We start from the raw sequence: 13,098 nt of genomic DNA, 5'->3' as shown, positions 1-13,098 counted from the left end.
TATACAGAGGGATAAATCACTCACTACGAAGAAAAGTTATATCTTACGTTATTCAATCCAATTGAGAACCGCTATCGTTATCTTTACAAGATTATAAATCTTAATTTCAACCAAAAGTTAGCGTATATATTTAGCAATGAATTTGATATAGATTCTCGTTCTTAAAATATTAACTTGTAAAAACTTCTTTTTTTCATTACATTTGAAAAAAGGCTGACCTCTCAATTAATTTACTAGCCTAAACAGAAAAAATGAAGCAAAAAGTACATTCAGAATCTTCAGGTTGTTGCAATTGCGAACATGACCATCACGAGAATCATAATCACAATCATGATGAGAATCATAACCATGACCATAATCACAATCATGGGGCAGAATTCAATCTAAAAAATGAGGTATTGCCTTTGGTAGCGATTTTATGTTTATATGCGCCTGGTGTAATTTTTGAGAATCAATTACACAATACATTTTATTCTATAGGTGAATATTTGCTTTTCATTCCTGCCTATTTATTAAGTGGATGGAGTGTTTTAAAAACTGCTGGACGCAATATACTCAGAGGGAGAGTATTTGATGAAACATTTTTGATGACAGTGGCGACATTAGGGGCGATCGCAATTCATAAATTACCCGAAGCTGTCGGGGTAATGTTATTTTATAAAATTGGAGAATTGTTCCAAGATATTGCCGTCAGTCGTTCCCGTAATTCCATTAAAGCATTATTAGAAGTCCGCCCAGACTATGCCAATATCCAAATAGAGGGAGAACTGAAAAAAGTATCGCCAGAAACAGTAAATATTGGGGATATTATCGTTGTAAAGCCTGGAGAAAAGATTCCCTTAGATGGTGAAATTATAGATGGTAATTCGCAAATTGATACATCTGCATTAACTGGAGAATCTGTACCGCGAACGGTAAGACTGGGAGATATAGTTTTGGCTGGAACGATCAATAAAATGGGTGTTCTCAGCATTCGAGTCACAAAACTCTTTAATGAATCTTCCATTGCTAAAATTTTAGACTTGGTGCAAAATGCCAAAAGTAAAAAAGCAGAAACAGAAAAATTTATTACTAAATTTGCCCGATATTATACACCAATCGTAGTTTTTGCATCTCTAGCAGTTGCAATATTGCCTCCTTTATTCATTTCTGCTGCAACTTCTTCCGAATGGGTTTATCGCGCCCTAATTTTACTAGTTATCTCCTGTCCTTGTGGACTCGTTATCAGTATTCCATTAGGTTACTTTGGAGGTGTGGGAGGTGCAGCTAGACGTGGTATTTTAGTTAAAGGCTCTACTTTTTTAGATACTTTAAATGCAGTCAATACAGTTGTTTTTGATAAAACTGGAACATTAACAAAAGGTGTATTCAAAGTAACAAAAATAGTACCATTAAATGGCTGGAATGAACAAGAATTACTGGAACTAGCTGCCAAAGTAGAATCGCACTCAAATCATCCCATTGCTCAATCTATCCGTAAGGCTTATGGTGGAAAAATCGATGAATTTGAGGTGAGAGATTATGAAGAGATAGCAGGTTATGGAATTAGAGCCAAGGTTGAAAATAGGGTAGTGATAGCGGGAAGCGATCGCCTATTACATAGAGAGCAGATTTATCATGATAATTGCCAGTTAGAGGGAACAGTTATTCATCTAGCAGTTGATGATATTTATGCTGGATATATTATCATTGCTGATGAACTGAAAGAAGATGCAAGACTTGCTATTCAAACACTTAAACGAATGGGTGTAGAGAGAACAGTAATGTTGACAGGAGATAATCAAGCGATCGCTTCTCGAATTGCTCAACAGATTGGCATAGATACATATCAAGCAGAGTTATTACCTGAAGAAAAAGTAAATGCCATCGAGAAGTTACTCAGCACCGCCGGCAAGCATGGTAAAGTTGTTTTTGTCGGAGATGGAATTAATGATGCGCCAGCGATCGCTAGAGCAGATGTTGGTATGGCAATGGGTGGATTAGGCTCAGATGCAGCGATTGAAACTGCCGATGTTGTGATTATGACAGATACACCGTTAAAAGTGGCAGAAGCAATACAAATCGCCAGAAAAACTCGTACAATTGTTTGGCAAAATATTGGCTTTGCTTTAGCAATTAAAGTTGTCTTTATTGGATTGGGTATTTTAGGGATAGCGACAATGTGGGAAGCTGTCTTTGCTGATGTTGGAGTAGCAATGCTGGCAATTTTAAACGCAACTAGAGCGATGAAATAAAATTTTTGGTAAATCGGGAATCTGTAATTGGGAAATTGTAGTAATTAAAGTATGAGTACTTCTCACTCATAAGCTGCTACCCAAAATATAACCAATGAATTCATCAATCAAAGGGATTGCTATAGCTACTTTAGCTTTACTATTAAATTATTCAGTAAACCCAGCCTTTGCACTATCCCAGAAAATAAATCACCCAATTACTGTTGCTAAATCGCAACCTTTAAAAGACACCTTGATTGTTCCTGGGGAACGAGTGGGGCCGATAACACGCACAACCACCAAGCAAGATTTAGTCAAACTATTTGGTACATCTCATCTCGTTGATAAAACCATTTCTGGCGCTGAAGGAATAGGTAGTTTTGCAGCTACTCAGGTAAATCTAAATCAGGGGCGATGTCTAACGACAAGCTGCTTTGCATCTACGCTGTTAGTAGTTTGGAGTGATAATACTCGCACCAAACCCCTAGATGTGCGTAATCTGGGTTCAGCTTGGAAAACCCGCGAAGGTATCGGAGTGGGAACCCCTTTGAGCGAATTACGTAAGAAATTAGGTGATTTTAAACTTTATGGATTGGCGTGGGACTACGGCGGTACGATTTTGTTGGATAGTAGTAAATTATCTCGTTATCAAGGCAAGCTCATTTTACGAGTAGATACGGCTCCCAATGCTTCTGAAAAGTTCCCTAATGACTACCAATCAGTATCTGGGGATAGTACTTTTTCCTCCACCAATCCCCATTGGAAACCTTTGGGAATCAGGCTTGCAGAAATAATCGTTGTATTGAATCCAAGTGAGTAGTGGTATGCTAGACATCAGTTTGCTTGCTAGGGCGTAGAGGAGTTATGGAGACGGCGTTATTATACTAAGTCTGGAAATAGGAAATTACTGACATAATAAATTACATAAGTGACATCTCGTGTCGCAATGATGTTTCAGCTATTGAAACCAAACACACTAAACCAGGTTGCTAGATCGATAATCTGGGTAATCGTATTGAGTAAAGATTATTAACTCAAAAAATACCTGCATGTCTTCCGAGCAGCGTCTAGAATACGAAATCAATGGATTACAAGGACAGTCTGAAGTACTAGCCGAGAAGTTAAAAATATTGCGTCGTGATTATGCGATCGCAGCAGATACTCTCATTCGCTTTCAATTAGAAAAGCAAATTGAACAAACTGAAGCTGAAAAAAAGAAATTGGATCAGCAGCTTGATGATCTGGAACGAGCTTCATCTAGTGGAAAAGTGTATCATGCTTTGTTGAAATTGGGCTATCGAGAGCAGACGCGAACATTTCGGAGATTTATTGAAACTCATTCAGTAGGAGCTTTTCTAATCCACGGTTCACTTTACTATGGTCAACGCTGGTTGTTGAATCGGTTAGTGCGGCAAAATGTCCCCAATATCATAACGGGAAAAGTTGTGCGAATTGAACTCAGTCGCATTGCTCGCAGAAGCGACAGTGCTGCATTGTGGCGTGAACTTGGTGGTAGAGTTGGTCTGGGTAGGCAAAGCTCAATCCCTGAAATTGCCGAACGAGTTTATCAATGGTGGCTAACTCAGAATGTCTTGTTAATTTTATACGATGTCGATTGTCTTTCGGAAACTCTTTTGCACGATCTGATCCGAGATTTCTGGTTACTATTAGCGACTAAAGTTAAGACGGCTAACCCACAAGTAAGTCAATTCAAATTATTAATGTTCCTAGTAGATTATGATGGCTGCGTAGATAGTTGGAATATTCCTTTTGTAGAACGGCTCGACCCTACTTGGAAGCCAGATAACCCTGTAAAACTACCTGAGATTAATCAATTTTCTGACGATGAACTGACTAACTGGCTAGAGTATTCAGAGGACGAATTACCGACTAATCTGATAGATCAGCTAGAAGAAACAGTACAAACAATACTGAAAAATAGTGATAATGGCATTCCAGAACTCGCATTGGACGAAATTTGTCAACTGTCTGGCTGTAGTTGGTATGACGAAGAGGAAAAATGGTTGAAGTTTTAGGTAGACAATTCTTGGAATATACAGGTAAAGTGCAGCCCCAACTAGGAGAAAGGGGGGCGAACGGACAGCTGTTATATCCCTATTTGCCTAATCCTGAACTAGTAGAAGCGGTAAACTTGGCGATTTACCTAGAACGACCGTTACTGCTAAAAGGTGAACCAGGATGTGGGAAGACTTTACTGGCGAGTGCTGTCGCTTACGAACTAGGTTTAAATTTAGAATCCTGGTATGTCAAATCCACTAGTAGAGCGCGGGATGGCTTGTATACTTACGATGCTATAGGACGGTTGCGAGATGCCCAACTAGCTGCTTCTGATCGCCTGACAGCAGAACAGATTCAGCGACTTGATAACCCGACTACTTATGTGCGTTGGGGGCCTTTGGGACGGGCATTTCAGAGTGAGCAACGTACAGTGGTGCTGATTGATGAAATTGATAAAGCTGACATTGACTTTCCCAACGACTTGCTGCTGGAACTAGATCAAAAACGGTTTATTGTTGATGAAACAGGGCAGGAGATTCAAGCCAAGGCAGCACCAATTGTTTTAATTACCAGCAATGATGAGAAAGATTTGCCAGATGCTTTCTTACGTAGATGCTTATTCCATTATGTTGAATTTCCTAGCCGTGAAAGACTGATCCAAATTATGAATGCTTTGTTTCCGAAAGCATCAGAGGTTTTGATAAACCAAGCTGTAGAGCGTTTTTGGGAACTGCGGGAAGAAATGAAAAAAAACCAAGGTGGAGCAAGCAAGAAAATCAGCACTAGTGAGTTGATTGACTGGTTCAAGGCTTTGCGTCGCTACTCAGAAGATGAGGCTTTGGCAAAACTGAATGGTAAGTTGCCTTACCCTGGTGTGTTGTTAAAGAGTTGGGAAGATCACATCCGTTATCTAAAGTTGAAAAATAATGGATGATTTACCCCTACTGGAATTATTTACTCGACTGCGGCAAGCAGGACTTCCTCTGGGTGTGGATGATTACCAGTCGATGTTGCAAGCTTTGCAAGCTGGTTATGGTCTTCCAGATAGAGCTGCTCTAGCTCGATTGTGTCGAATACTTTGGGTTAAATCAGCTGAAGAAAAAAATATATTTGATTATCACTTTGAACAGTTAATTGGTAGTGAGACTGTTCCCCAAACTCAAGCTTCAGATGTTAACCAAAGTCAAGTTGCTCAACTTGTTAGGTTTGCAACTTTAATGGGAGTGTTGGTTTTAGGTGTAGGGTTAGCACTATGGGTTCTACGCCCAAAAAATCAAGTAAGTATACCTTCCCCCACGGTATCTTTGCCAATACCAGTGAAAACAGTTGCACCGGACCCGACTGCACAAATTACTCAAAATAAAAGTCAAATAAATTGGCCAGTTTGGTTGATTTTGTTGCTCATTTTGGCAATAAGTTCAGGGTCTTTGTGGTTGCTAAGGTTGTTGATGAAGCACCGCGATCAAAATAATCACTTACAGACAGAACCATCTAAGCCCATACCTACTGGTACGCTAGCTTCAGAATCGTTTCGTAATATTGAAGATGAAGTACAAGTTGCCCAAGCGATACGTCAGGTTACTAGTGGAGGGGAGGTGTTGGGCGATCGCTTTCTCTTCTCTACAGACTATTTGCCTGTAACTCAAAGGCAAATGAAGCAGATGTGGCGACACCTGCGGCGTTTGACTAAAGAGGGAATTGCTACAGAATTGGATATTGAAGCAACAGTTAACCAGATTGGACGCTATGGAATGATGCTGGAGCCTGTGTTATCACCAGTCCGAGTAAATCGCACAGAACTGCTGTTGCTGATCGACCAAGACGGATCTATGGTTCCTTTTCATTCTCTGTCAGTTCGTTTGGGTCACACTGCCTCGCGGGGTGGGCAATTAGGTGCAGCTGGCATCTACTATTTTCATAATTGTCCAGTTGGGTATCTCTACCATGATCCACTGCATCAACAAGCAGAGACAATAGAGAATGTTTTACCTCGCCTACGTCAGAATAGAGTAGTAGCACTTATATTCAGTGATGCTGGCGCGGCTCGTGGTGGTCTGAATTCAGAAAGGATAGAGTTGACAGAGGCATTTGTCAAACAGTTAAAACAGCACGTTCGTTATGTTGCATGGTTGAATCCCATACCAAAAAAGCGTTGGTTGGGTACGACTGCTGGAGAAATTGCTGGCTTAGTTCCCATGTTTGAAGCAACCCGCGAGGGGTTAGATAGTGCCATTAATGCTCTGCGAGGTTGTCATCAGCAGTTTGCAGAACCTTTAGAAGGTGTAAAATGACTCGCACAGCAGCATCCTCAAATGAAGCTAAATATAAAATTGCAAAACGGCGCATTGAGTCATTTAGTAAACGCTTTGGCGAACCACATTTTTATTTAGCTTGCCATGCTGCTTTCCCATTAGCATTAACTCCTGATTTGCTATATCGCTTGTGGGCTAATTTCCAGCAAGATGTTAATAGTAATCTACTGAATATTCCCTGGATTGCTGTCGCAGACCTGCTACTATCTAACCTTTGTAATGAAGTTGGTTACGAACTCTATGAGATAGATTGGGAAATCCGCAATGAACTTTTAAACCAATTAAAGAATAATACTCTGTTTGGTCAGCAAAGAGTTTTGGAACTCTCAGAGTTTCTTCTTGCTTATATGCGGGAGCAGCTTAATAGTTCTAATCCTGATACTCGCGACTTTGCCCAAGCTCAAAAGTGGACAGCTTTAGCTTATGCTCAACCTCATGAAGCAGCTCGTGAAATTGCCTGTAACTTGGCAAGCTTGAATATTGAAGATGGGTCAGAATGGATACGCCTCACTTCGCTAGTAGAAACACTTGCAGACCCTTTGGCAGGCTATGAACCTCTGTTAGTCTACGTTAGTGGAATGAAAACCTTCACTAGAGGTAATGTGACGGAGGCTAAAAATCTCCTCAGCCAAATTATGGATTCCAAAGACGAAATTCATGTTGCTGGAGTCAAGTTGTTAATTCCGAATAAAGAACCTGCATCAAATCATAAATTAAATTTTCGCAATATTGCCCAGATAAAAAATAAATTCCTTGTGGGCGTTGCAGGTTTGATTTTTGGGTTAGCAGGCGTTCAAATAATTTCTAGCTTTTGGCTGATGAATTTTTCCAATTCGGCTATTTCAGATCCAGTTACATATCAGCAGGTAACTTTGAGTAGCTTGATTCTGAACAATCAAGGAAAAGTTGTTACTGTCTCTGCTGGAGAAAAGCTTAATGCACTTGTTAATTATTTCTACAATTGCCCTACGTGCCAGCCAACTAGTAGTAATCAAATTATTGTGGGGATTGCTGGTGAGGATAAAGCCCAAGCCTGTATTTACAATGGCGGTATAAAAGATTCAGGTTCAGCCAAATTTACTCTAACTGCACCGAATCAACGCGGAACCTACTACATTCGCTTTCGTTATGCTCAGGCATATGGATGTAATGATGCTTTGGGTTGGTGGAAAGTAGGTGATGAGCCACCAGCAGAAGCTAATATTGGGTTGATTACAGTTAAATGACTAAAGATAACGCCGATGTGCAACTTCTTCTTGAAACCCCTCTGCAAACCTCTCCTCCGCAGGGAAAAAGGCTTTGATTCTTACTCCCCAACGCTAATTGGGAAGGGGTTGGGGGTTGGTTTGAGAGAAAGTCGTAGACGGCGTAAGATACAGTTTTTTTGTCGTTAATTAAATTGTGAAAAAATAATAATCGCAGCTATTTAGCACCTATCAGGCTTGTATCGGTAGGGTCACAATATATCTAAGTGTGGAAGCCAACCTTAATTGCATCCCCATGTCCCTATACTACAATCTGATGAACGATCGCTGTTAACTGTAGATATTTTTATTTAAAATGGTGCAACGCTAAATATTCAGTTTTCATCATCAGGCGATCGCATTTATCACCCACCGCATGACAAACCAAACTTTTACCAACGGTTATAGGTGCTGATTTACCAGTCACAGTCCTCGATGCAACTGCTATACGAGATATACTGATTGATAGCGATCGCCCCGCCCCATCATCCACCAATATAAATCACCCCATGAAGCTTTGAAGTTTAGCTTCATCAAATGTAAGACCCCGACGGGCAAAATATTTATCAATGTTTATTTGCACAAATAAATCTTTGAGTTCTTCGGCAATCTCAGTCGGCGGATTTCCTGATAAAGCTATCGCAATTAAACGCTCTGCTGTGTGAATTTCACCACATTCAACTCCGAGAGTTGCCGCACTACGATGTAACACTGAACGGGTTGGTTCTGCTTCGAGATTACCTGCGATTAATTCTGCCGCTAATCGTTCTTTTTCAAACGCTTCCCTGGATAATTGCGAAGCTGAATTAAAGTCACCTTTAAGTTTAGCAACTTGTGCCATCTCTGCCAAATCCATTGCCTCTTGATGTAACTCTTGAATTTGACTCATTTTTTCACGATGAATGCTAAAGGGTTACTGAACTCCACAACCACGATATATGCTGGGAGTGTACCGTCTGTAGGACTTACCTGCTCAAGTTTCTGTTTAACTCTAGCTTTGACGCGGCTGTTGTCGCCCTTACGTATGCCTGAAACTTCCAACCGAACTGCATTTTGAAATGGTAGTTCATTGTTCCCACTTTTTTTGCCCAACCAATAATCAAATCCTGTTCCTCTGCGAGAACGTTCAATAACTGTATAGTCTGTGAGTTCTTGTATCACTAAAAAAGCAATTCCATAGGCCGCTTGTTCTGTAGTATATTCACTGTCGTTCCAACAGCGCACCATTTGGTCAGTGACTTCTTGCCAATATAGTTTAAAAACAGCCGTAAAGTCTCCTTTGACTTTGAATTCTACACCCTGAATATAATCTTGGTCGGTTAAGCAGACAGCACAAGCTTCTGCTAATGCTGCACCAAATGCTGGGGTGATAGCGGGTAATCCTTGCTCAAGTTTGGTAATTACCAATTCCTTCGAGTTTGAATTCATCGAATAGCCCTCTTGTACCCCATTAGATTGTGGAGCAGTGAAAAGCGATCGCCTAATTATTGAAATTAGCATATCAGTGAGCTAAAGTGTGTTATCAAACAGTGCGTCTAGACATCGCACCTCTTTGCACGTTATGGAGTAGAAAAGGCGATGTCTAACGACAAGCTAGCAGCTACGCATTCCTCACCCACCCTATGACAAACCAAACTTTTACCAACGGTTATGCATTACTTATTGGCGTAGGTGCTGATTTACCAGTCACAGTCAAAGATGCAACGGCTATACAAGATATACTGATTGATAGCGATCGCGCCGCCTATCCACCACAACAAGTCACACTGCTAACCGAAACCTCTGCAACTCGGCAAAATATCCTCGCAGCTTTTGACCAAATCATCGCCCAAGTCAATCAAAATCGTGATGCAACTGTCATAATTTACTACTCTGGTCACGGTGGACGCATCCAGCGCACCAATGAATACTTCCTTGTACCATTCGGCTATGACCCCAGTCAACGCGCAGACACAGCTATCTCAGGTGTAGAATTTACCCAAAAGATTGAGGCGATTATAGCGCGTAAACTCGTAGTTTTATTAGATTGCTGTCATGCAAGTGGCGTTCCAGCTTTGAAGGAACCAGGGGAAACCTTTGTAAAATCACCCTTACCCCCGGAATTGTTAAATGTGCTAGGAACGGGAAGCGGTCGAGTTGTGGTTGCTTCTTCACGAGAAGACGAATATTCTTACACAGGTCAACCCTACAGTGCTTTTACAGATTGCTTGTTAGAAGCCTTGCAAGGTAAAGCAGCCGTGAATAAGGATGGCTATGCACGTATTCTTGATATTTTAGTTTACTTGTTTGACCAAGTACCCAAAAGAGCATCAGGACCGCAGCACCCCTTTGTAAATAAAGTGCTGGATTTGGGCGATAATTTTCCCCTTTGCTATTACGCTGGTGGAAGTAAATTTTTGCCTGGTGAACCAGCAACTATTGAAACTAGTCCGCCTGTTACTAGTTTAACTGCTGGAGGGCGACGGCGATCGCAACAAAAACTAGACGCACTTCAGGTAGAATTTGACATCCGCAGTGAAAAGTTTAAGCAGATGAAGAAAGCTGTAGCTATTGAGGCTGGTACGGCAGTTAAATTTCAATTAGAACAGCAACTTCTTGATGAAGAGACAAAACTGGCACATCTTAGCGATGAACTCGATAAAATTGAGTCTGGATTGCAATCATAAGACTTATGTAAATATACAGTTATTTGGTGCATGGAAATCAGGATTTACTCACCTTGAAACAAGGAAAATAGAGATATTCAGTTAATTGGTGTTTGTTTATACTATTTCAAATTTTTGTAGTCGTTATACTGATGACTTAGGTTCTACCTGGGAATTAGGAAGTGGCTTTGCCACTTCTTTTTATTTATCTGGTAGTTTAGTAAAAAAAAGTAACTTTGTTAAACTTTTAATTTTTATTAATTGTTATATCAATTCGGAAAATACCTGCTATACATACATTGCTAGGGGCGTGTATTTGTACGCCCCTACAAACGATTAATTTGTTGCAAAAATTGTTGACAATGGGATGAGAGAGTCTGCGTTTAATTGGCCAAGCAGTCTGACGGAATTTTGGTAAGCCATATAGACATGATGTTAGTCATTACTCATTGTATCTTGCCATCTCTCACGCTTGGGCTTACTCTCCACATCGCGCGATCGCATTTCTTTCCAAGTCCCCCACATTAGGGATTGCTGTTTTTCTAGATGGTTAATAAACTGCATAATTGAGTAATCTGCTTTGATGGGAGTTTTCAAATCAAACTTAATTGTTTGGACAACCTTGATGTCACCCATGAGAAAAAACTTACCTAGAACCTTAGTCAGCCATAACACAATTCGATTAGATAACCAACCAAAAAATCCTTTACGTTTTTTAGTTATCAACAGGATTTGACCCTCAGTTTTTCCCCCTTCATCGAGGCGAACAGCAAACATTATATTAACATGGAAGAAATCGGGGCCAACTGTGAGAATGTTAATGCTACCGTACCAATAGCAAATACTGTAAGTTATGGCATTTTTGTAGAAAAGACGGATGAACTTAATGAAAAACGAATTTTCTTTGATGGGTGTAATGTTGTTAAAGATAATTGCATTTTCGTTCAGTTCCTCTCTTTCAAAAACAACTTCTATTGGCAGTTTATGAACTGTATTGAGGTGTTGAGCATCAATCGCATTAATCATCACGATATTGGGGTGACAGTTCATCACAAAATGAGAATTGATAGCGACATCACACTCTTTTTGTTCTAACTCTGGAACAAAAGGTAGAGGTTGTTGTGGTATTTCTCCAGTCCAAACCCAAATCATTCCGTACTTCTCAGCAGTCGGCCAAGTTTGTAACTTTAGGGAAGGTGGTGTATCTAAACATGGGATATCAATACACATCCCTTCAGCATCAAACTTCCAGTGGTGGAAAAAACAACGTAGTGCATTACCTTCAACTTTACCTTCAGCAAGGTGAGCGCCCATGTGTGGACAGTAGGCATCAAAGGTAACTACTCTTTTGTCTTTACCTCGGTAAATTACTAATTCTCTACCCAAAATCGTGACAGGTTTTACTTCACCCACCCGCAGATTTTGAGAGGGTATTACCCAATACCATCCTTCAATAAAGCGCTCTGGATTATTGAAAATTTTAGGTTTACGGATTGAGCTAGAAGTCTGCGAGTTGAGATTCATTTTTATGGTTTCACTTGAAGTGAAGCAGTTAATCTAGAAGTAACATGAGAACTCCAAAAAAACAGTTACTTTCAGTACCATGAGAAACCGCTACCCAATAACAATTCAAAATTCAAAATGACGCTCGCGGACTCGCTAACGCTGCGCTAACAAAATTCAAAATTAAAGACATTTTAGACTCTTGATTTAAACCCCGACTGAAACTTATGCTACATATAGATTGCAGGTTCTTAAACCCTTGAATTTATGATAAAATTTTCCATACTGATGCCAATATTTTGCTCAACTCTGAAACAACTTAAAATATAGCAATCCTAGATGAGTCGTGAAAAGCTCAGATTCCTCTCTCTGCGTTCTCTGCGGTTAATTTATTTTTATAAATGATTCAGGATTGCTATATATGTAATAATAATTACAAGAGTTGGAAAAATCAACCATGTTAACTCAAGATAAAAAACTGCTTTTAATTGGTCAGGTAACAGATTTAACTGGAATACCCATCAGAACAATTCGTTATTACGAGAGTTTGGGTTTAATCAATTCATTAAAACGAACAGAGGGAGGCTTTCGCCAGTTTTCATTTGATGTGCTAACTCGTCTAGTATTCATTAAAAGGGCGCAAAATCTTGGTCTTAGCCTAGAAGAGATTGGAAATATTCTTCAGGTTTACGATCAAGGGCAAACTCCTTGTGGTGATATCAAAGAAAAACTTGAAGATAAAGTCTTGCAGATTGATGGACAAATCGAGCAACTGTTAACTTTACGCTCTGAAATTAAGGGATTACTCTCAGGCTGGAAGAATATCAGCGATCATCATGGGAAGACAATTTGTCCGATTATTCAAAACACCTCTCAAGACTCAGAATTTTTATAGATAAGAAACCACCACAACTCTAATCCAATTAAGGCCAAACCTGCGATCGCAACACCAAGTTTCAAGCCCACAGGTTGCTCAATCCGTTGAAATTGGCTGTTTTGCTCTGATGAATGGGCTGGCATTTCTGCTAGTGTCACATCTGATATACCAGTGAGAAGCACTAAAGCGATCAGGCTTCCCCAAAGCGTTTTTTTACTGAACATTTGCTTAATTAACCTGCAATTATGAGATAGTTTTTGGTTGAAAGTTACGCAATCTGAGAGC

Annotated in this window: 13 protein-coding genes; 8 read left to right on the top strand and 5 right to left on the bottom strand. The window is 40.1% G+C overall.

What is annotated here, in order from left to right; translation table 11 throughout:
• The first annotated feature begins 251 nt into the window (after positions 1-251).
• The 6 genes from HWQ37_RS13455 (at position 252) to HWQ37_RS13430 (ending at position 7,770) form a co-directional block, all read left to right on the top strand.
• Complete coding sequence (locus HWQ37_RS13455; protein WP_292748019.1) at positions 252-2,234, top strand: heavy metal translocating P-type ATPase; 1,983 nt, start codon at positions 252-254, stop codon at positions 2,232-2,234.
• Between the two features lie 94 nt (positions 2,235-2,328).
• Positions 2,329-3,033, top strand: coding sequence for a hypothetical protein (locus HWQ37_RS13450; protein WP_292748017.1), 705 nt, complete (start codon positions 2,329-2,331; stop codon positions 3,031-3,033).
• A 229-nt stretch (positions 3,034-3,262) separates the two neighbouring features.
• Positions 3,263-4,249 carry a hypothetical protein gene (locus tag HWQ37_RS13445; protein ID WP_292748015.1) on the top strand — a complete coding sequence of 329 codons (987 nt, stop codon included), beginning with the start codon at positions 3,263-3,265 and terminating at the stop codon, positions 4,247-4,249.
• A complete protein-coding gene (locus HWQ37_RS13440) occupies positions 4,234-5,166 on the top strand; it encodes an AAA family ATPase (RefSeq protein WP_292748014.1) in 933 nt (310 codons plus the stop codon). The genes HWQ37_RS13445 and HWQ37_RS13440 overlap by 16 nt, the downstream gene beginning before the upstream one ends.
• On the top strand, positions 5,159-6,523 hold the full coding sequence (locus tag HWQ37_RS13435) for a hypothetical protein (RefSeq protein ID WP_292748012.1): 1,365 nt from the start codon (positions 5,159-5,161) through the stop codon (positions 6,521-6,523). The genes HWQ37_RS13440 and HWQ37_RS13435 overlap by 8 nt, the downstream gene beginning before the upstream one ends.
• Positions 6,520-7,770 carry a hypothetical protein gene (locus HWQ37_RS13430; RefSeq protein ID WP_292748010.1) on the top strand — a complete coding sequence of 417 codons (1,251 nt, stop codon included), beginning with the start codon at positions 6,520-6,522 and terminating at the stop codon, positions 7,768-7,770. Before HWQ37_RS13435 ends, HWQ37_RS13430 begins: the two co-directional genes overlap by 4 nt.
• Positions 7,771-8,095: 325 nt before the next feature.
• Here the strand turns inward: HWQ37_RS13430 and HWQ37_RS13425 are convergent, their stop codons facing one another.
• The 3 genes from HWQ37_RS13425 to HWQ37_RS13415 are packed head-to-tail and all read right to left on the bottom strand — an operon-like array spanning position 8,096 to position 9,288.
• On the bottom strand, positions 8,096-8,284 hold the full coding sequence (locus HWQ37_RS13425) for a hypothetical protein (protein WP_292748008.1): 189 nt from the start codon (positions 8,282-8,284) through the stop codon (positions 8,096-8,098).
• A gap of 6 nt (positions 8,285-8,290) precedes the next feature.
• The gene (locus HWQ37_RS13420; protein WP_292748006.1) at positions 8,291-8,677 is read right to left on the bottom strand and encodes a hypothetical protein; all 387 of its coding nucleotides are present in this window, start codon (positions 8,675-8,677) and stop codon (positions 8,291-8,293) included.
• On the bottom strand, positions 8,674-9,288 hold the full coding sequence (locus HWQ37_RS13415; RefSeq protein WP_292748004.1) for a hypothetical protein: 615 nt from the start codon (positions 9,286-9,288) through the stop codon (positions 8,674-8,676). Before HWQ37_RS13415 ends, HWQ37_RS13420 begins: the two co-directional genes overlap by 4 nt.
• Before the next feature lie 122 nt (positions 9,289-9,410).
• On the opposite strand from HWQ37_RS13415, the gene HWQ37_RS13410 reads away from it, so the two are divergent.
• On the top strand, positions 9,411-10,454 hold the full coding sequence (locus HWQ37_RS13410; RefSeq protein ID WP_292748002.1) for a caspase family protein: 1,044 nt from the start codon (positions 9,411-9,413) through the stop codon (positions 10,452-10,454).
• Positions 10,455-10,868: 414 nt separating this feature from the next.
• On the opposite strand, the gene HWQ37_RS13405 is transcribed toward HWQ37_RS13410, so the two are convergent.
• Entirely contained in the window at positions 10,869-11,957 is a 1,089-nt protein-coding gene (locus HWQ37_RS13405) for an aromatic ring-hydroxylating dioxygenase subunit alpha (RefSeq protein WP_292748000.1), read from the bottom strand.
• A gap of 436 nt (positions 11,958-12,393) precedes the next feature.
• On the opposite strand from HWQ37_RS13405, the gene HWQ37_RS13400 reads away from it, so the two are divergent.
• Positions 12,394-12,831 (top strand): heavy metal-responsive transcriptional regulator, encoded by a 438-nt coding sequence (locus HWQ37_RS13400; protein WP_292747999.1) that lies wholly within the window; start codon positions 12,394-12,396, stop codon positions 12,829-12,831.
• On the opposite strand, the gene HWQ37_RS13395 is transcribed toward HWQ37_RS13400, so the two are convergent.
• The coding region (locus tag HWQ37_RS13395) for a hypothetical protein (RefSeq protein ID WP_292747997.1) at positions 12,810-13,098 on the bottom strand (289 nt) is incomplete at its 5' end. The two genes, HWQ37_RS13400 and HWQ37_RS13395, sit on opposite strands and share 22 nt — an antisense overlap.

It is taken from the genome of Nostoc sp. NMS4 (assembly GCF_017115095.1).
Classification (GTDB): Bacteria; Cyanobacteriota; Cyanobacteriia; order Cyanobacteriales; family Nostocaceae; genus Nostoc.
This window is presented reverse-complemented; position numbering and strand designations above follow the sequence as displayed.